We start from the raw sequence: 18,802 nt of genomic DNA, 5'->3' as shown, positions 1-18,802 counted from the left end.
GTTAAACCCGATTCTGTACGTGTTGGTAGCCGAAACGGCCCTTGATGCAGAGGTTGCCGTGGGTCACCGCGTTGTCGTGCCGTGCGGTGAGGTGACCTTGACGATCTCATTGTCCTGCACATGGAGGGTGAGGCTGCAGCCGGCGCCGCGACCCGGGCGGCACCGGGCCCGAAACGTTCCGGCTTCGCCTCGTACTCCTGGAGCTGCTCCGCCGCCCGTGGCGTCGTCGACAGGTCCGTGGACGAGGTGCGACCACTGCGACTTTCACGGGGTTCTCCGTTCGGTGAGAGGACCGAGCGAGCGTGTCAAGCCGACCGAATATTGTCTACAGTATGCGGTAGTTGATCAAGGTTGTCGTCAAGGCTCCAACCCCCGGCCCGGAATCCTGTGGGGTTACGTGTCGTTGTACCGGTCGGTAGCGACCAAGACTGGATGGTTCCTGCCATTCGTAACGAGGGGAACCTGTACATGACCGGCTCACGTGTCGTGGCGCTCGGCCACTACCAGCCCGCCAAGGTGCTCACCAATGACGACCTGGCCGCCATGGTCGACACCAGCGACGAATGGATCACCAGCCGGGTCGGCATCAAGACCCGTCACGTCGGTGGCCCCGAGGAGCCGGTGGACGAGATGGCCGCGCACGCGGGAGCCAAGGCGCTGGCCGCGGCCGGCCTGCAGCCCTCGGACATCGATCTGGTCCTGGTGGCCACCTCCACGGCCATCGACCGCTCGCCGAGCATGTCCGCGCGGGTCGCGGCACGGCTCGGCATGGGCTCGCCCGCCGTGATGGACATCAATGTGGTCTGCTCCGGCTTCACGCACGCCCTGGCGACCGCGGACCACGCGATCAGGGCCGAGGCCGCCACCCGGGTGCTCGTCATCGGCGCCGACAAGATGGCCGACATCGCCGACTGGACCGACCGCAGCACATGCGTCCTGCTCGGAGACGGTGCGGGCGCGGCTGTCGTCGTCGCGGACTCGGGTGCCGGGGATCGGCCGGGGATCGGTCCGGTGCTCTGGGGCTCGGTGCCCGAGATGGGCAACGCCGTACGCATCGAGGGCACGCCCCCGCGCTTCGCGCAGGAGGGGCAGTCCGTCTACCGCTGGGCCACCACGCAGCTGCCGCCGATTGCCCGCAAGGTCTGCGAAAAGGCGGGAATCACCCCCGAGGATCTCGCTGCGGTGGTGCTGCATCAAGCCAATTTGAGGATCATCGAACCGGTCGCGAAGAAGATCGGAGCGGTCAACGCGGTCATCGCCCGGGATGTGGTGGATTCGGGCAATACGTCCGCCGCGTCCATCCCGATGGCGCTGTCCAAGCTGGTGGAGCGCGGGGAGATCGAGAGCGGTGCTCCGGTACTGCTTTTCGGCTTCGGCGGCAACCTCTCGTACGCCGGTCAAGTGATCCTCTGTCCCTGACCCGCGTGGTGCTCGGTAGACTGTAGACGATAAGCAATTGCTCGTCGCCCCGGAGGGGGACCGCGATGTTGTCCACAGGGCTGCCGCAAGGTGCTGTGCCGAAGCTGGAACGGCCCGGTCCGCTGCGCGAGCGCGTCTTCGAGGCGCTGCTCGAACTGATCACCACGCGTGCGCTGCGACCCGGTCAGCATCTGGTCGAGAGCGAACTCGCGGGGCATCTCGGGGTGTCCAGGCAGCCGGTGCGCGAAGCGCTCCAGCGGCTGAACACCGAGGGCTGGGTCGACCTGCGTCCCGCGCAGGGCGCCTTCGTCCACGAGCCGACCGAGCAGGAGGCGGACCAGCTCCTCTCGGTCCGTACGCTCCTGGAGGCCGAGGCGGCCCGGCTCGCCGCCGCCAACTCGGGCACGGCGGGTGTCGCGGCGCTCGAAGAGCTCTGCGCCAAGGGTGAGCGGGCGGTGGCCGACGACGACGTGGACCTGGCGGTCGCCACCAACGCCGCCTTCCACGCCAAGGTCATGGAGCTGGCCGGCAATGTCGTCCTCGCTGAACTGGCCGGACAGGTGGACCGCAGGGTCCGCTGGTACTACACGCCGGTTGCCCGTCAGCGCGGAACCCGGTCGTGGATCGAGCACCGTGCGCTCATCGCGGCGATCTCCTCGCGGGACGAGCGGCGGGCCACCGAGGTCATGCGTGCGCACGCGGAGCACACGCGTGAGGCGTACCACCGGCGCGAAGAGGCGTAGAAGCACGGAAGAGGCACGGAAGAGGCACGGAAGAAGCACGGAAGAGGCGGCGGAGAGACACGGTCACGCCGATGGGGCACCGGGAGATCCCGGTGCCCCATCGGCGTGACCGGGAGGCGTGTGCGCGCCCCTTTGTCCTGGGTGTGGAGAAAGTTGGAGCGGATTGCTGCGCAACTTCTTCCCACTCAGGGAAAGCGCTGCTACGTTCCCCTCCAAAGCCCGACGGACTGTCCGATGTGGCGGGGAGGGACGTGTGAGACGCATGACGGCTCGGCCCGCGAACGCGCATCAGGCGCGACTGCTACGGCTGTTGCGTGACGGCGGCCCCAACTCCCGTGCGCAGTTGGGAGACGAGGTCGACCTCTCGCGCTCCAAGCTCGCCGTCGAGGTGGACAGGCTGCTGGAGACCGGCCTCGTCGTGGCCGACGGACTCGCCGCCTCGCGCGGCGGGCGCCGATCCCACAACATCCGGCTCGCCCCGGCACTGCGGTTCCTCGGCGTCGACATCGGCGCCACGTCCATCGACGTGGCCGTCACCAACGCGGAACTGGAGGTCCTCGGGCACCTCAACCACCCCATGGACGTACGCGAAGGTCCCGTCGCCGTCTTCGAGCAGGTGTTGTCGATGGCGGCCAAGCTCAGGGCCTCCGGGCTCGCCGAGGGTTTCGACGGCGCGGGCATCGGTGTACCGGGACCCGTCCGCTTCCCCGAAGGAATCCCGGTCGCGCCGCCGATCATGCCCGGCTGGGACGGCTTCCCGGTCCGCGAGGCACTCAGCCAGGAGCTGGGCTGCCCAGTCATGGTCGACAACGACGTGAACCTCATGGCGATGGGGGAGCAGCACGCGGGCGTCGCACGCTCCGTGGGCGACTTCCTCTGTGTCAAGATCGGCACGGGTATCGGCTGTGGCATCGTCGTCGGCGGCAAGGTCTACCGCGGCACGACCGGCAGCGCCGGGGACATCGGCCACATCCAGGTGGAACCGGACGGCAGGGCCTGCGCCTGCGGCAACCGGGGCTGCCTGGAAGCCCACTTCAGTGGCGCGGCGCTCGCCCGCGACGCGGAGGACGCGGCGCGCTCGGGCCGGTCCGCGGAACTCGCGGCGCGGCTGGAAGCGGCCGGCAAACTCAACGCCGTCGACGTCGCGGCCGCCGCGGCGGCCGGTGACGCCGCCGCCCTCGACCTGATCCGTGAGGGCGGCAACAGGGTCGGCCAGGTCATCGCCGGACTCGTCAGCTTCTTCAACCCCGGACTCGTGGTGATCGGCGGCGGGGTGACCGGCCTCGGACACAATCTGCTCGCCAGTGTCCGGACCCAGGTCTACCGGCAGTCCCTGCCGCTCGCCACCGGCAACCTCCCGATCGTCCTGGGGGAGTTGGGGCCGGCCGCCGGAGTGATCGGTGCCGCCCGGCTCATCAGCGACCACCTGTTCTCACCGGCCTGATTTCCCGGGCCGGTCGTACGACCGCACGTCCAGTACGGCCGCACGTCCAGTACGGCCGCAGGTCTCGCACCGGGCCCACGTCCGGCACAGGGCCCACGTCCAGCACGTTCCGCACCTCCAGTACCTCTCGTACTTCGCCCTGCCCGCTCACCGGCCCCAGCACCCGCCGAGGGGATTTGTCATGGCACCAGAACCGCCATCAGCAGCGGAATCAGTACCGCAAGACGTACCCGAACGCCCCCTGCTCACCATGTCCGGCATCACCAAGTCCTTCCCAGGAGTGCGCGCCCTCGACGGCGTGGACCTGGAAGTGCTGGCCGGCGAAGTCCACTGCCTCCTCGGCCAGAACGGCGCCGGAAAGTCCACCCTCATCAAGGTGCTGGCCGGGGCCCACCAGCCCGACGGCGGAGAGATCACCTGGCGCGGCGCACCCGTCGCGCTCAAATCGCCCATCGCCGCGATGCGCCTCGGGATCGCCACCATCTACCAGGAACTCGACCTGGTGGAGGGGCTGTCGGTCGCCGAGAACATCTTCCTCGGGCACGAACCGACCACCGCGGGCTTCGTCGTCCGCACCCGCGAGGCCCGTACAGCGGCGGGCGAGCACCTGAAACGGCTCGGCCACCCCGAGATCGACCCCGCCCGCGCCGTCGGCGACCTCTCCGCCGCCCAGCAGCAGATCGTCTCCATGGCACGGGCGCTCTCGCACGACGTACGCCTCATCGTGATGGACGAACCGTCGGCCGCCCTCGACCCGGACGAGGTGGACAACCTCTTCCGGATCGTCGACGGGCTCACCGCCGAAGGTGTCGCCGTCGTCTACATCTCCCACCGGCTGGAGGAGATCCGCCGGATCGGTGACCGGGTGACCGTACTCAAGGACGGCCGGGCCGTGGCCGTGGGACTTCCCGCGAAGTTCACCCCCACGCGCGACATCGTTGCCATGATGACCGGGCGGAACGTCGAGTACGTCTTCCCCGAGCGCACCGGAACTCCGGCGGGCCGTGCCGACGCCCAGCCGGTCCTCACCGTCGAAGGGCTGTCGAGGAAGGGGGAGTTCGAACCGCTCGACCTCGAACTGCGGCCCGGTGAGATCGTCGGCCTCGCCGGACTCGTCGGCTCCGGCCGTTCCGAGATCCTGGAAACCGTCTTCGGCGCCCGCAGGCCCACCACGGGCCGGGTCACCGTCGACGGAAAGCCACTTCGCCCCGGTAGCGTCCGTGCCGCGGTGGCCGCCGGAATCGGGCTGGCACCGGAGGAACGCAAGGCGCAGGCACTCCTGTTGACCGAATCGGTCACCCGTAACGTCTCCGTCTCCTCACTTTCGCGCTTCGCCCGGGCCGGCTGGCTCGACCGTGGTGCCGAACGGACCGCTGCCAGGACCGCCACCCGGGAGCTCTCCCTGCGGCCCGACAACCCGGACGCGGCCGTCCGTACCCTCTCCGGCGGCAACCAGCAGAAGGCGGTCCTGGCCCGCTGGCTGCTGCGCGGCTGCCGGGTCCTGCTCCTGGACGAACCCACCCGCGGTGTCGACGTCGGCGCCCGCGCCGAGCTGTACGCCGTGATCCGCCGGCTGGCCGACGACGGCCTTGCCGTACTGCTCGTCTCCAGTGAGGTACCCGAAGTGCTGGGCCTCGCCGACCGGGTGCTGGTGCTCCGCGAGGGCCGCGTCGTGCACGCGGCCGACGCGCAGGAGCTCGACGAGCACCGCGTACTCGATCTCGTGATGGAAGGGAGCCCGGCATCATGACGCAGCCCGTCTCGTCGGCGCAGCACAACGGGCCGGACAAGGGGGTCCTGACCGGCCCGGCCGCCGCCCCGCCCTCGAAGAAGGAGGGAGGAGGCGGACCGCGGGTCTTCGGTCTGCGCGCCGACGTCCGCAACCTGTCGCTCCTCGGTGTGCTCGCCGTACTGATCGCCGTCGGCGGTATCACCGAACCCGAAGCCTTCCTGGACACCGGGAACCTTCAGCTGATCCTGACGCAGGCGTCCGTCATCGGAGTCGTCACCGTCGGCATGACCTTCGTCATCACCAGTGGCGGCATAGACCTGTCGGTCGGTGCGATGGTGGCGCTCGCCTCCGTCTGGGCGACGACACTCGCCACCCAGGAGTACGGCTTCGCGGGCATCCTCTTCACCGCCGTGATCGTCGGACTCGCGGCAGGACTCGTCAACGGGGTCCTCGTCGCGTACGGCGGGATGGTCCCGTTCATCGCGACGCTCGCCATGCTCGCGTCGGCCCGCGGGCTGGCCCTCCAGATCACCGACGGCAAGACGCAGATCGTCACCGTGCGGTCCGTCCTCGACCTGGGCCTCCCCGACTCCTACATCCTGGGGATACCGCCGCTGGTCCTGGTCTTCGCGGCGGTCACCGTCGCCGGCTGGCTGATCCTGAACCGGACGACCTTCGGACGGCGTACGGTCGCAGTCGGCGGCAACGCGGAAGCGGCCCGGCTGGCCGGCATCGACGTCCGCCGCCAGCGCCTCTACCTGTATCTGCTCTCCGGACTCTGCTGCGGCATCGCCGCGTTCATGCTGATCATCCTGTCCGGTTCGGGACAGAACACCAACGGCAACCTCTACGAGCTCGACGCCATCGCCGCGGCCATCATCGGCGGCACCCTCCTCAGCGGCGGGCGCGGCACCATCGTCGGCTCCGTGCTGGGTGTGCTCGTCTTCACCACGATCACCAACATCTTCGCGCTCAACAACCTGCAGAGCGATGTCCAGCAGATCGCCAAGGGCGCGATCATCGTCGCCGCCGTCCTGGTCCAGCGCCGCACGCTGCGCAACGGAGAGACCTGATCCCTCGCTCCTCCCCACCACCACCCCGCTGTTCCGTATGCACCGCACCGGATGAAGGGTTAGACAGCCATGCCAGAAACCAGCCGCAGAGGACTGCTCTTCGGCACCGCAGCCGTCTCCGCGGGCGCCCTCCTCACCGCCTGCACCAGCAACGAGCCGAAGTCCACCGGCAACGCGACCGCCCGGAGCGACCAGCCCGCCGCCGACGACAAGCCGGGCAAGCCCGTCACCATCGGCTTCGCCGGTCCTCAGGCCGACCACGGCTGGCTCAACGCGATCAACGTCAACGCCAAGTCGCGGGCCGAGAAGTACTCCGAAGTGACCCTGGAGATCACCGAGGGGTCCAACGACACGGCCGTGCAGATCGGCCAGGTCAAGACCCTCATCAACAAGAAGGTCGACGTCCTCGTCATCCTTCCCGCGGACGGCAAGGCGCTCACCCAGGTCGGCCTCGAAGCGATGAAGGCGGGCATCCCCGTCATCAACCTCGACCGCATCTTCGCCTCCCCTCAGGCGTACCGCTGCTGGGTCGGCGGTGACAACTACGGAATGGGTCTGAACGCCGGTCACTACATCGGCGAGCAGCTCAAGGGCAAGTCGAACGCCAAGGTCGTCGAACTCGCGGGCATCGACAGCCTGGAACTCACCAAACAGCGCAGCCAGGGCTTCGCCGACGCGCTCAAGAACTACTCCAACGTCGAGCTGGTGGCCCGTCAGGCAGCCGACTTCACTGTCGAGTCGGGGCAGGCGAAGATGGCCCAGCTCCTCCAGGCGCAGAAGAAGATCGACGCGCTGTGGAACCACGACGACGACCAGGGCGTGGGTGCGCTGCGCGCCATTCAGCAGGCGGGCCGCGACGAGTTCATCATGGTCGGCGGCGCCGGTGCCAAGTCGGCGATGGACGCCATCAAGGCCGACAACAGTGTCCTGAAGGCCACCGTCCTGTACCCGCCGACGATGGCCGCGTCCGCCATCGACCTGGCGCGCGCCCTCGGTCAGAGCAAGGGCATCGGAGGTCTCTCCGAGATGGAGATCCCGACCTCGCTCACCCTCTACTCGGCCGTGGTCACCAAGGAGAACATCGACCAGTACCTGCCGACGGGCTTCAGCTGATCCGGCCGTAGGAGGGAGCTGACCGCCCCTTCTGCCGTGCCCACCGAACGACCGATGAGGAGGAAGCCCGGATGTCCCGTAGGGAAGAGACGGAGCAGGGGGCCGCAGCGCCGCCGCGGCAGGCGACGCTCGGCGTCGGCATGGTCGGATACGCGTTCATGGGCGCCGCCCACTCCCAGGGGTGGCGTACCGCAGGACATGTCTTCGACCTGCCGATGCGGCCGGCTCTCGCGGCGATCTGCGGACGCGACCGGACCGCGGTCGACGCCGCAGCCGCCCGGCACGGCTGGGCGGCGGCCGAGACCGACTGGCGCGCCCTGATCGCCCGGGACGACGTGCAGCTCGTGGACATCTGCACACCCGGCGACAGCCACGCGGAGATCGCCATCGCCGCCCTGGAGGCGGGCAAGCACGTGCTGTGCGAGAAGCCGCTCGCCAACACCGTCGCCGAGGCGGAGGCCATGGTGGCGGCCGCGGAACGGGCCGCCGCACGGGGACAGGTGGCCATCGTGGGGTTCAACTACCGTAAGGTGCCCGCGATCACCTACGCCCGCACCCTGATCGCCGAGGGCCGGCTCGGTGCCCTGCGGCACGTACGGGCCACCTACCTCCAGGACTGGCTGGTCGATCCGGAATCGCCCCTCACCTGGCGGCTCAAGCGCGAGCACGCGGGGTCGGGCGCGCTGGGCGATCTGGGGGCGCACATCGTGGACCTCGCCCAGTACCTCACGGGGGAACGGCTGGTCGGGGTGTCGGCGGTCAGCGAGACCTTCGTACGGAGCCGGCCCGCGCTCGCCGGGCCCGGCGCCGGGCTCTCGGGGGCGGCGGACGGCACCGCACGGGGGGAGGTCACCGTCGACGACGCGACCCTGTTCACCGGCCGCCTCGCCTCCGGGGCCCTGGCCTCCTTCGAGGCGACCCGGATGGCGGCGGGCCGCAAGAACGCGCTGCGCCTGGAGATCAACGGAGAGCGCGGCTCGCTCGCCTTCGATCTGGAACGGCTCAACGAACTCTCCTTCCACGACCACACCGAACCGGCGGTCACCGCGGGATTCCGGCGGATCCTCGTCACCGAACCCGAGCACCCCTATCTGGAGGCGTGGTGGCCGCCGGGCCACGGCCTCGGCTACGAGCACACCTTCGTCCACCAGGCCGCGGACGTCGTGCGCACGATCGCCACGGGGTCGGCGCCCATGCCGTCCTTCGCCGACGGGCTCCAGGTGCAGCGGGTGCTCGCCGCCGTCGAGGAGAGCGCCGAGAAGAACTCCGTCCACACCACGGTCCCGTTCTAGGAGGTCCTGCGCATGCCCCGTCCCTTCACGCTCTTCACCGGTCAGTGGGCCGACCTGCCGCTGGAGGAGGTCTGCCGGCACGCCAGGGACTTCGGCTACGACGGTCTCGAACTCGCCTGCTGGGGCGACCACTTCGAGGTCGACAAGGCACTCACCGATCCTGGATACCTGGACGGGCGGCACGAGCTGCTCGGAAAGTACGGGCTCACCTGCTACGCGATCTCCAACCACCTGGTCGGGCAGGCCGTCTGCGACAACCCGATCGACGAGCGCCACCAGGCGATCCTGCCCGTCAGGATCTGGGGCGACGGCGAGCCCGAAGGAGTACGGAGGCGGGCGGCGGAGGAGATGAGGAACACCGCACGTGCCGCCGCGGCCTTCGGGGTGGAGACCGTCATCGGCTTCACCGGATCGTCCATCTGGCACCTGGTCGCGATGTTCCCGCCGGTGCCGCCTCACATGATCGAGCGCGGTTACGAGGACTTCGCCGAGCGCTGGAACCCGATCCTCGACGTCTTCGACGCGGAGGGGGTGCGCTTCGCCCACGAGGTGCACCCCAGCGAGATCGCCTACGACTACTGGACGACGAAGCGTGCCCTGGAGGCGGTTGACCACCGGCCCGCGTTCGGGCTGAACTTCGACCCGAGCCACTTCGTGTGGCAGGACCTCGATCCGGTGGGGTTCCTGTACGACTTCCGGGACCGGATCTACCACGTGGACTGCAAGGAGGCGCGTAAGCGCCTCGACGGACGCAACGGCCGGCTCGGCTCACATCTGCCCTGGGGCGATCCCCGGCGCGGCTGGGACTTCGTGTCGGCCGGTCATGGTGACGTGCCGTGGGAGGACGTCTTCCGGATGCTGCGTTCCATCGGGTACGAGGGGCCGATCTCCGTGGAGTGGGAGGACGCCGGGATGGACCGGCTGACGGGAGCGCCGGAGGCGCTGGCCTCCCTGAAGCGGTTCGACTTCGACCCGCCGGCGTCGTCGTTCGACGCGGCGTTCGGCAGCGCGGACTGAGGCGCCCGGGGGCGCGCCCACCCACTCCCGGGCCTGCGCCCCCGCACCCCCTTCCTCGGACGCCGGAGGCGCTGGGAGGCGCCCCGGCGTGCGAGGACGAGGTCCGGGCCGAGCCCGATGGGGCGCTCCGCGCTGCCCGGAGCCAGCTTTGTCCCGCCGCGGGAAGAAGTTCAACTCCTCACCGCACAAGGGCTTTCCGTCCAGGACGAACAGGTCTACCGTCCCATTGGTGTACACGACACGACTCGCGTCGGCGGGGCCCGTCCGGCCCCACTGACGTGCGCGGCAGTCCCCGCGCTGCACGGCCACGGCATCACCCGCCAGTAAAACCGGCACTCTCCGGAGGACACTCGTGCACAGAACCCGAACCCCGTATCGCGGCCGACAGCACACCGGATTCGTCAAGTCCCTCGCCCTGCTGACCGGTGGTCTGCTCACCGCGACGACGCTCGCCCTCGGAGCCGCCCCAGGCGCCTCGGCCGGGCCCCGCACCGACGACTCCGCCGGCACAGCGGCCGCCGCCGAGGACTTCCAGCAGGTCACCCTCGCCAAGGGCGGGGCCGAGACGGGCGAGCCCATGTCGCTCGCCGTCCTCCCCGACCGCAGCGTCCTGCACACCTCGCGCAGCGGCGAGCTCCGTATCACCGACAGCGCGGGCAACACCCGGATCGCCGGCACCATCCCCGTCTACTCCCACGACGAGGAGGGTCTCCAGGGCATCGGCATCGATCCGGACTTCAGCGAGAACCGGGCGATCTACCTCTACTACGCGCCCCCGCTCGACACTCCCGCCGGTGACGCACCGGCCAACGGAACGGCCGCCGAGTTCGCCGAGTTCGACGGAGTGAACAGGCTTTCGCGCTTCGTGCTGAACGCGGACGGCACCCTCGACAACGCCAGCGAGAAGAAGATCATCGACGTCCCCGCCACCCGCGGGATCTGCTGCCACGTGGGCGGCGACATCGACTTCGACGCGCAGGGCAACCTCTACCTGTCGACGGGCGACGACTCCAACCCGTTCTCCTCGGACGGCTTCACGCCCATCGACGAGAGCCCGGGCCGCAACCCGGCGTACGACGCCCGGCGCACCTCCGGCAACACCAACGACCTGCGCGGCAAGATCCTCCGGATCAAGGTCGCCGCGGACGGCTCGTACACCGTGCCCGAGGGCAACCTCTTCGCACCCGGTACGGACAGGACGCGGCCCGAGATCTACGCGATGGGCTTCCGCAACCCGTTCCGCTTCTCCGTCGACAAGGCGACCGGCATCCTCTATGTCGGCGACTACGGCCCCGACGCCGGTGCCGCGGACCCTGCGCGCGGACCGGCCGGACAGGTCGAGTTCGCCCGGGTGACGAAGCCCGGCAACTTCGGCTGGCCGTTCTGCACGGGCGACAACGACGCCTACATCGACTACGACTTCGCCACCAAGACCTCCGGCGCGGCCTTCGACTGCGCCGCACCGAAGAACACCTCGCGGCACAACACCGGACTGGTCGACCTGCCACCGGCGGAGGCCGCCTGGATTCCGTACGACGGTGACTCCCTCCCCGAGTTCGGCAGCGGCTCAGAGTCCCCGATGGGCGGGCCCGTCTACCACTACGACCCGGACCTCGACTCTCCGGTGAAGTTCCCCGAGGCGTACGACGGTGACTTCTTCGCCGGGGAGTTCGGCCGGCGCTGGATCAAGCGCATCGAGCACGACAGCGACGGCACGGTCCAGTCGGTCAGCCCGGTCCCGTGGACCGGCACCCAGGTCATGGACATGGCCTTCGGCCCGGACGGCGCGCTGTACGTCCTGGACTACGGCACCGCCTGGTTCGGCGGGGACGAGAACGCCGGTCTCTACCGCATCGAGAACGCCACCGGCGGACGCTCACCCGTCGCCGAAGCGAGCGCGAACAGGACCTCCGGCACCGCGCCGCTCAAGGTCGCCTTCTCCTCGGCCGGGACGACCGACGCGGACGGGGACACCCTCACCTATGCCTGGGACTTCGGCGACGGCGGAATGTCGACCAGCGCCAACCCCACCTACCGGTACAGGAAGAACGGCACCTACACCGCGACCGTCACCGCCAAGGACCCCGGCGGCCGCACCGGTTCGGCGAGCGTCCATGTGACCGTCGGCAACACCGCGCCAACCGTCAAGCTCGAACTCCCCGCCGAGGGGCAGCTGTTCACGTTCGGTGACGAGATCCCCTTCAAGGTCACCGTCACCGATCCCGAGGACGGCACCGTCGACTGCTCCAAGGTCGCGGTCCGCTTCATCCTCGGACACGACAGCCACGGTCACCCCGTCACCACGGTCAACGGCTGCAGCGGCGTCATCAAGACCGAGGCGGACGGCGGGCACGACCCGAACGCCAACATCTTCGGAGTGGTCGACGCGTCGTACACCGACGGCGGAGGCGGCGGCCAGGCCGCGCTGACCGGCAGCGACCAGGCGCAGCTCCAGCCGCGCCACCGCCAGGCGGAGCACTACAGCGCCCAGTCCGGTGTCGCACCGCAGGACAAGGCGAGCGCACACGGCGGCAAGACCGTCGGAGACATCCACCACGGTGACTGGATCTCCTTCAAGCCGTATCTGCTCACCGGCTCCACCGAGCTCACCGCCCGGATCTCCTCCGCCGGAGCGGGCGGTTCCCTCGAAGTGCGGACCGGTTCACCCACCGGCACCCTGCTGGGCTCCGCCACGATCCCGGTGACGGGCAGCTGGGACACCTTCCAGGACATCGACGTGGCCCTGCGCAACGTCCCGCAGCGGACCACGGAACTCTTCCTGGTCTTCAGGGGCGGCAGCGGAGCGCTGTACGACGTCGACGACTTCCAGCTGTCGTCGGCCCCGCCCCAGGCGGACGCCAAGCGGGTCCTGGTCTTCTCCAGGACCGGCGGCTTCCGCCACGACTCCATCCCGGCGGGAATCACCGCGCTGAAGGAGATCGGCGGCGAGAGCGGCATCACCGTCGACGCGACCGAGGCGCCCGGACAGTTCACCGCGGCCAACCTCGCGCGCTACGACTCCGTCGTCTTCCTCTCCACGACCGGCGACGTCCTCAACAGCGACCAGCAGAAGGCGTTCGAGGACTACGTGGCCGGCGGGGGCGGCTACATGGGCGTCCACGCCGCCGCCGACACCGAGTACGACTGGGAGTTCTACGGCGGACTCGTCGGCGCGTACTTCGCCTCGCACCCGCAGATCCAGCCCGCCACCGTACGCGTCGAGAACCACGACCACCCGGCGACGGCCCACCTCGGCGAGGCCTGGGACCGCACCGACGAGTGGTACAACTACCGCACCAACCCCCGGGACAAGGCCCAGGTGCTCGCCACGCTGGACGAGACCAGCTACACCGGCGGCACGATGAAGGGTGACCACCCGATCTCCTGGTGCCAGACCTACCAGGGCGGCCGTTCCTTCTACACCGGTCTCGGCCACACCAAGGAGTCGTACGCCGAGCCGGACTTCCGCAAGCACCTCCTCGGCGCAATGCGCTACACCACCGGTCAGGCCACGGCCGACTGCAAGCCCGACACCGGCTACCGGACGATCTTCAACGGGAAGACGCTCGACGGCTGGAAGCAGGCCGGGCCCGGACAGTTCGCCGTCGCCGACGGTGAGCTGCGCACCGAGGGCGGCATGGGGATGCTCTGGTACCAGGCCAAGGAGCTGAAGTCCTACTCCCTGAAGCTCGACTGGAAGATGGCCGGCGACGACAACTCCGGGATCTTCGTCGGCTTCCCGGCCTCCGACGACCCCTGGTCGGCCGTGAACAACGGCTACGAGGTCCAGATCGACGCCACCGACGCGGCCGACCGCACCACGGGCGCCGTCTACGGTTTCAAGTCCGCCGACCTCGCCGCCCGCGAACGGGTCCTCAAGCCGCCGGGGGAGTGGAACAGCTACGAGATCCGGGTCGAGGGCGAACGCCTCCGGGTCTTCCTCAACGGCGTGAAGATCAACGACTACACCAACACCGATCCGGTCCGCAGCCTGAAGAACGGCTACATCGGCCTCCAGAACCACGGAGCCGACGACCAGGTGTCCTTCCGTGACATCCGGCTGAAGCAGCTGCCCTCGGCGTAGGGCGGCACCGGCCGACGGCGGGCGGGGGAGTCCGAGGTCCCCGCCCGCCGTCCTCCGGCACCACCGACCACCGCGGCACCGCCGACCACCACCACCACCACCACCGCGGCACCGCCCACCACCACCCTGCACCGCGCACCACCGCCTCGTACTCATCTCGCTCCACCGTGCTCCATCCCGCCAGGAGCCCCAGCCAGGGAGGCAGCAGCCCGTGACCGCACAAGCCGTCCGTACCGGAGTCTGGTTCATCGGAGCACGCGGCTCCGTCGCCACCACCGCCACCGCGGGATGCGCCGCCATCGCGGCCGGGCTCCACCCGGCGACCGGCATGGTCACCGAGACACCGCCCTTCGCCGGCAGCGGACTGCCACCGCTGAGCTCCCTGGTCTTCGGCGGCCACGACACCATCGACTGCCCCCTCCCGAAACGGGCCGAGGCACTCGCCGCCGGGGAGGTCCTGCCGCACGGCCTGCCGTCGGCGGTACGCGCCGAACTCACCGCGGCCGACGCGGAGATACGCATCGGGGGACCCCTCCCCGGTGACACACGCACCGACGAACAGCTCATCACCGCGTTCGTCGCGGACCTCGCGGACTTCGCCCGACGCCACGAACTGGCGCGCACGGTCGTCATCAACGTCGCCTCCACGGAACCCCTGCCCCAGGAGGGTGACGCACGCCTTCCCGCCAGCTCCCTCTACGCGGCGGCGGCCCTCCGGGCCGGCTGCCCGTACGTCAACTTCACCCCCTCCACGGGCCTGCGCGGCCCGGCCCTCCAGGACGCCTTCGACTCCTGCGCACTTCCCCACGCGGGACGCGACGGCAAGACGGGCCAGACTCTGCTGCGTTCCGTGCTCGCCCCGATGTTCGTGCAGAGAGCCCTGCCAGTACGGGCCTGGTCGGGCACGAACCTCCTGGGCGGAGGGGACGGAGCGGCGCTGGCCGACCCGGCGGCGGCAGCGGCCAAGAACGCGGGCAAGGAACGCGTACTGGCCGACACACTCGGCACCGCACCCGAGGGCGAGGTGCACATCGACGACGTGCCGGCGATGGGCGACTGGAAGACGGCGTGGGACCACATCGCCTTCGACGGCTTCCTCGGCTCGCGCATGATCCTCCAGACGATCTGGCAGGGCTGCGACTCCGCGCTCGCCGCCCCCCTCGTGCTCGACCTGGCCCGGCTGATGGCCCGCGCCCACGAGAAGGGACTGAGCGGCCCGCGCCCCGAACTGGGCTTCTACTTCAAGGACCCGGACGGTGGCCCGGCCGCCCTGTCCGAGCAGTACGCCGCGCTGCTGGCCTTCGGCGAGCGGCTCCGGGGCGAACGATGAGGCTCAGCCGGTGGGGCGGCGCGGCGGGTCTGCTGCTGCTCCTGACAGCGGTGGGCCTCGCACGCGGCGACCGCCCCGCGCGGTACGGCCCCGTTCCGGAGTCCCCCGCGGCCACAGACGGCCTGTCCGGTGCGGGTGGGACTGCGCCCGTGCCGGACAGGCTCCGCACGACGACCCTCCGCGAAGAGGCGGGTGCGTGGGCGGAGCTGCTGCGGGTCTCGGCCCTGTTCACCGTGCCGGGCGACGCCCTGGCCGGAGCCGCAGCGATCGGCCGCAGGCCCGACCGGGGCACTGCCCTGGCCGTCGGTGCTTCCCTCTGCCTGTACGAGGCGGGGATGGCGCTCAACGACTGGGCGGACCGCGAGGAGGACGCCGTGGACCGCCCGCACCGGCCGATTCCCTCGGGCCGCGTCGCCCCCGGCGCGGCGCTCGCGGCGGCGGGGGCCTTGACCGCGGCGGGTCTGGCCCTGGCGGCACGCGCCGGACGCCCCTCGTGCGCGGTCGCCTCGGCTCTCGCGGCCACGGTGTGGTCCTACGACCTGTACCTGAAACACACGGAGGCGGGCCCGGCCGCCATGGCGACGGCCCGCTCCCTGGACCTGCTCCTGGGTGCGACCGCGACCGCGAGGGCGGCTGCGACCGCGACCGCGAGTGCTGCGGCGAGAGCCCCGGCAGCGCGCAACGCCCCGGCAGCGCCAAGCGTGCGTGCCGCCCTCCCCGCCGCCGCGCTCCTCGGCGCGCACACCTACGCCGTCACCCTCGTCTCCCGGCACGAGGCGCAGGGCGGCTCCACCACCGCTCCGCTGGGCGCCCTCGCCGCGACCCTGGCACTCGGGGCCGCGGTCGCGAGCGAGCGCCGACGACCAGGGCGCGCCGCCGGCGCCCCCGCCCGGCTTCTCCTCACCGCCTTCGCAGGTGCCTACCTCCGTACCGCCGCGCCTCCCCACCTGCACGCCGCGCTCAACCCGTCCCCTCCGCTCACGCAACGCGCCGTCGGCGGTGGCATCCGCGCCATGATCCCGCTCCAGGCCGGCCTCGCGGCCCGCGCCGGTGCCCCCGTCACCGCGCTGGTTCTCATGGGGCTCGTCCCCCTGGCGCGCACGTTCGCACGAAAGGTGAGCCCCACATGACGCTCCACTTCGGCTACGGCACCAACGGGCTCACCGACCTTCGGCTCGACGACGCCCTCGGGCTTCTCGCCGACCTCGGGTACGAGGGCGTCGGGCTGACCCTCGACCACATGCACCTCGACCCCCTCGCACCGGATCTGGCCGCACGCACGCGCCACGTCGCGCGCCGGCTCGCCGGTCTCGGGCTGACGGTGACGATCGAGACCGGAGCGCGCTATGTCCTGGACCCGCGACGTAAGCACGGCCCGTCGCTCCTCGACCCGGACCCCGAAGACAGAGCGGCCCGTACCGCCCTGCTCGTCCGGGCCTTCGACATCGCCGCCGACCTCGGTGCCCACGCCGTGCACTGCTTCAGCGGCGTCACCCCACCTGGCCCCGGCTCCGGAACAGGGCCCGGACCCGGACCCGGACCCACGAACACCGCTGTCTGGCAGCGACTGGCCGACGCGCTCGCTCCCGTCCTCGATGCGGCCGACCGCACCGGCATCCCACTCGCCATCGAGCCGGAACCCGGCCATCTGCTCTCCACGCTCGCCGACTTCCACCACCTCCGTGCTCTGCTCGACGATCCGGAACCCCTGGGTCTCACCCTCGACATCGGTCACTGCCGGTGTCTGGAGCCCGCCTCGCCCGCCGACTGCGTCAGGGACGCCGCCCCCTGGCTGCGCCACGTCCAGATCGAGGACATGCGCCGCGGGGTGCACGAACACCTGCCCTTCGGCGACGGCGAGATCTACTTCCCGCCCGTCCTCGAAGCGCTCGCGGAAGCGGACTACCAGGCCCTCACCGTCGTCGAGCTGCCCCGCCACTCGCACGCCGGTCCCGAACTCGCCCGCAGCTCGATCGAGTTCCTGCGCAAGCACAGCCCGTCGAGCCGCTGAATCCGCCGAAGGGAGCAACGCCATGCCGATGACCCCGCTGCTGACCCGCGAAGAACTCGACGCACAGCTCGGCGGAGCCGCACGCGCCTGGCTCGACGAAGCCCTGGCCGAAGCCGAGCACACCGCCAGGCACACCGCCCCGCACATCGCCGAGCAGCCGGAGGGCGACTCACTCCTCGCCGTGCCGCCACCGTGGGAACTGCGGTACGCCGCCGCCGGCCGGCACTGCGGGCTCGACCACGCCGACTCCGTACGAGCCCTCCTGCTCCTCGAAGCGAGGGCCGGCGTGCCCGCCCTCACCAGGCTCTACGACCAGGGCACCGCGGCCGAACGGCGCGCCGTGCTCCGTACCCTGCACCGGCTGGACGTCGGCGCCGCCGCCCTGCCACTCGTCGAGGACGCCCTGCGTACCAACGACACCCGGCTCGTCGCGGCCGCCGTCGGCCCGTACGCCGCCGCGCACCTCGACGCGCACCAGTGGCGCCACGCCGTTCTCAAGTGTCTCTTCACCGGAGTCCCCGTGGACCGCGTCGACGCACTGGCCCGCCGGTCACGGGGCGACGCCGAACTCGCCCGGATGCTGACCGACTTCGCCGCCGAACGCACCGCGGCCGGGCGTGACGTCCCCGCGGGTCTCGCGCACGTACTCAGCTTCACCGCTCCCGCCCCCTCGGTCCCCCCGGAGGAGTCCTGATGCGCATCTTCGACCCCCACATCCATATGACCTCCCGCACCACGGACGACTACCGGGCCATGTACGACGCGGGTGTCCGCGCACTGGTCGAGCCCTCCTTCTGGCTCGGCCAGCCCCGCACCGCGCCCGCCAGCTTCTTCGACTACTTCGACGCGCTGCTCGGCTGGGAGCCCTTCCGCGCCTCCCAGTACGGCATAGCCCACCACTGCGCGCTGGCTCTCAACCCCAAGGAGGCGAACGACCCCCGCTGTGTCCCGGTCCTCGACGCCCTGCCCCGCTACCTCGTGAAGGACTCCGTCGTCGCCGTCGGCGAGATCGGCTACGACTCCATGACCCCGGCCGAGGACATCGCCCTGGCCACACAGCTCCAGCTCGCCGCGGACCACGGTCTGCCCGCCCTCGTCCACACTCCGCACCGCGACAAGCTCGCCGGTCTGCACCGCACCATCGACGTCATCCGCGAATCCCACCTTCCCCCGGAGCGGGTGCTGCTCGATCACCTCAATGAGACGACCGTGAAGGACGCCACCGACAGTGGCTGTTGGGCCGGTTTCTCCATCTACCCGGACACCAAGATGGACGAGGACCGCATGGTCACGATCCTCCGGACGTACGGCACCGAGAAGATCATCGTCAACTCGGCCGCCGACTGGGGCCGGAGCGACCCGCTGAAGACCCGCGACGTCGCCGACGCGATGCTGAAGGCCGGCTTCACCGAGGACGACGTCGACCAGGTCCTCTGGCGCAACCCGGTCGCCTTCTACGGGCAGAGCGGCCGACTCCAGCTCGACGTCGATGCCCCCGACCCGCTGCACGAGGGGAACTCCATCCTGCGCGGAGGGGAGTGAAG

14 protein-coding genes and 1 pseudogene are annotated in these 18,802 nt (G+C 70.5%); 14 read left to right on the top strand and 1 reads right to left on the bottom strand.

Annotated features, from left to right (window positions below; genetic code table 11):
• Window position 1 precedes the first annotated feature (1 nt).
• A pseudogene (locus F0344_RS03590) lies at window positions 2-147 on the bottom strand (2Fe-2S iron-sulfur cluster-binding protein); the annotation flags it as partial.
• 321 nt (window positions 148-468) lie between these two features.
• Here F0344_RS03590 and F0344_RS03585 point away from each other — a divergent pair.
• The 14 genes from F0344_RS03585 (at window position 469) to F0344_RS03520 (ending at window position 18,800) form a co-directional block, all read left to right on the top strand.
• Window positions 469-1,419, top strand: a complete 951-nt coding sequence (locus F0344_RS03585) for a beta-ketoacyl-ACP synthase III (protein ID WP_185297376.1) — start codon at window positions 469-471, stop codon at window positions 1,417-1,419.
• A gap of 65 nt (window positions 1,420-1,484) precedes the next feature.
• A complete protein-coding gene (locus tag F0344_RS03580) occupies window positions 1,485-2,162 on the top strand; it encodes a GntR family transcriptional regulator (RefSeq protein WP_185297375.1) in 678 nt (225 codons plus the stop codon).
• Window positions 2,163-2,424: 262 nt separating this feature from the next.
• On the top strand, window positions 2,425-3,606 hold the full coding sequence (locus tag F0344_RS03575) for an ROK family transcriptional regulator (protein ID WP_185297374.1): 1,182 nt from the start codon (window positions 2,425-2,427) through the stop codon (window positions 3,604-3,606).
• Window positions 3,607-3,856: 250 nt separating this feature from the next.
• The gene (locus F0344_RS03570) at window positions 3,857-5,356 is read left to right on the top strand and encodes a sugar ABC transporter ATP-binding protein (RefSeq protein WP_185297373.1); all 1,500 of its coding nucleotides are present in this window, start codon (window positions 3,857-3,859) and stop codon (window positions 5,354-5,356) included.
• Complete coding sequence (locus tag F0344_RS03565) at window positions 5,353-6,411, top strand: ABC transporter permease (RefSeq protein ID WP_185297372.1); 1,059 nt, start codon at window positions 5,353-5,355, stop codon at window positions 6,409-6,411. Before F0344_RS03570 ends, F0344_RS03565 begins: the two co-directional genes overlap by 4 nt.
• Before the next feature lie 69 nt (window positions 6,412-6,480).
• On the top strand, window positions 6,481-7,524 hold the full coding sequence (locus F0344_RS03560; protein WP_185297371.1) for a substrate-binding domain-containing protein: 1,044 nt from the start codon (window positions 6,481-6,483) through the stop codon (window positions 7,522-7,524).
• Between the two features lie 71 nt (window positions 7,525-7,595).
• Complete coding sequence (locus tag F0344_RS03555; RefSeq protein WP_185297370.1) at window positions 7,596-8,816, top strand: Gfo/Idh/MocA family protein; 1,221 nt, start codon at window positions 7,596-7,598, stop codon at window positions 8,814-8,816.
• 12 nt (window positions 8,817-8,828) lie between these two features.
• Window positions 8,829-9,833 carry a sugar phosphate isomerase/epimerase family protein gene (locus F0344_RS03550; protein ID WP_185297369.1) on the top strand — a complete coding sequence of 335 codons (1,005 nt, stop codon included), beginning with the start codon at window positions 8,829-8,831 and terminating at the stop codon, window positions 9,831-9,833.
• Between the two features lie 352 nt (window positions 9,834-10,185).
• Window positions 10,186-13,917, top strand: a complete 3,732-nt coding sequence (locus F0344_RS03545) for a ThuA domain-containing protein (protein ID WP_185297368.1) — start codon at window positions 10,186-10,188, stop codon at window positions 13,915-13,917.
• 211 nt (window positions 13,918-14,128) lie between these two features.
• Complete coding sequence (locus F0344_RS03540) at window positions 14,129-15,247, top strand: inositol-3-phosphate synthase (RefSeq protein ID WP_185297367.1); 1,119 nt, start codon at window positions 14,129-14,131, stop codon at window positions 15,245-15,247.
• Window positions 15,244-16,377 (top strand): SCO3242 family prenyltransferase, encoded by a 1,134-nt coding sequence (locus F0344_RS03535; RefSeq protein ID WP_185297366.1) that lies wholly within the window; start codon window positions 15,244-15,246, stop codon window positions 16,375-16,377. Before F0344_RS03540 ends, F0344_RS03535 begins: the two co-directional genes overlap by 4 nt.
• The gene (locus F0344_RS03530; RefSeq protein WP_185297365.1) at window positions 16,374-17,258 is read left to right on the top strand and encodes a sugar phosphate isomerase/epimerase family protein; all 885 of its coding nucleotides are present in this window, start codon (window positions 16,374-16,376) and stop codon (window positions 17,256-17,258) included. Before F0344_RS03535 ends, F0344_RS03530 begins: the two co-directional genes overlap by 4 nt.
• Window positions 17,259-17,280: 22 nt before the next feature.
• Window positions 17,281-17,952 (top strand): EboA domain-containing protein, encoded by a 672-nt coding sequence (locus F0344_RS03525; RefSeq protein ID WP_185297364.1) that lies wholly within the window; start codon window positions 17,281-17,283, stop codon window positions 17,950-17,952.
• The gene (locus tag F0344_RS03520) at window positions 17,952-18,800 is read left to right on the top strand and encodes a TatD family hydrolase (protein WP_185297363.1); all 849 of its coding nucleotides are present in this window, start codon (window positions 17,952-17,954) and stop codon (window positions 18,798-18,800) included. The genes F0344_RS03525 and F0344_RS03520 overlap by 1 nt, the downstream gene beginning before the upstream one ends.
• Window positions 18,801-18,802: the final 2 nt, after the last annotated feature.

The organism is Streptomyces finlayi (assembly GCF_014216315.1).
GTDB lineage: Bacteria > Actinomycetota > Actinomycetes > Streptomycetales > Streptomycetaceae > Streptomyces > Streptomyces finlayi_A.
The sequence above is the reverse complement of the archived record's forward strand: the minus strand, read 5'-3'. Positions and strand labels throughout refer to the sequence as shown.

Coding starts and splice junctions, on each gene's coding strand:
- F0344_RS03520 (WP_185297363.1), top strand. CDS start 17,952: ATGCGCATCTTCGACCCCCACATCCATATGACCTCCCGCACCACGGAC.
- F0344_RS03585 (WP_185297376.1), top strand. CDS start 469: ATGACCGGCTCACGTGTCGTGGCGCTCGGCCACTACCAGCCCGCCAAG.
- F0344_RS03570 (WP_185297373.1), top strand. CDS start 3,857: ATGTCCGGCATCACCAAGTCCTTCCCAGGAGTGCGCGCCCTCGACGGC.
- F0344_RS03555 (WP_185297370.1), top strand. CDS start 7,596: ATGTCCCGTAGGGAAGAGACGGAGCAGGGGGCCGCAGCGCCGCCGCGG.
- F0344_RS03550 (WP_185297369.1), top strand. CDS start 8,829: ATGCCCCGTCCCTTCACGCTCTTCACCGGTCAGTGGGCCGACCTGCCG.
- F0344_RS03525 (WP_185297364.1), top strand. CDS start 17,281: ATGCCGATGACCCCGCTGCTGACCCGCGAAGAACTCGACGCACAGCTC.
- F0344_RS03535 (WP_185297366.1), top strand. CDS start 15,244: ATGAGGCTCAGCCGGTGGGGCGGCGCGGCGGGTCTGCTGCTGCTCCTG.
- F0344_RS03530 (WP_185297365.1), top strand. CDS start 16,374: ATGACGCTCCACTTCGGCTACGGCACCAACGGGCTCACCGACCTTCGG.
- F0344_RS03560 (WP_185297371.1), top strand. CDS start 6,481: ATGCCAGAAACCAGCCGCAGAGGACTGCTCTTCGGCACCGCAGCCGTC.
- F0344_RS03575 (WP_185297374.1), top strand. CDS start 2,425: ATGACGGCTCGGCCCGCGAACGCGCATCAGGCGCGACTGCTACGGCTG.
- F0344_RS03580 (WP_185297375.1), top strand. CDS start 1,485: ATGTTGTCCACAGGGCTGCCGCAAGGTGCTGTGCCGAAGCTGGAACGG.
- F0344_RS03565 (WP_185297372.1), top strand. CDS start 5,353: ATGACGCAGCCCGTCTCGTCGGCGCAGCACAACGGGCCGGACAAGGGG.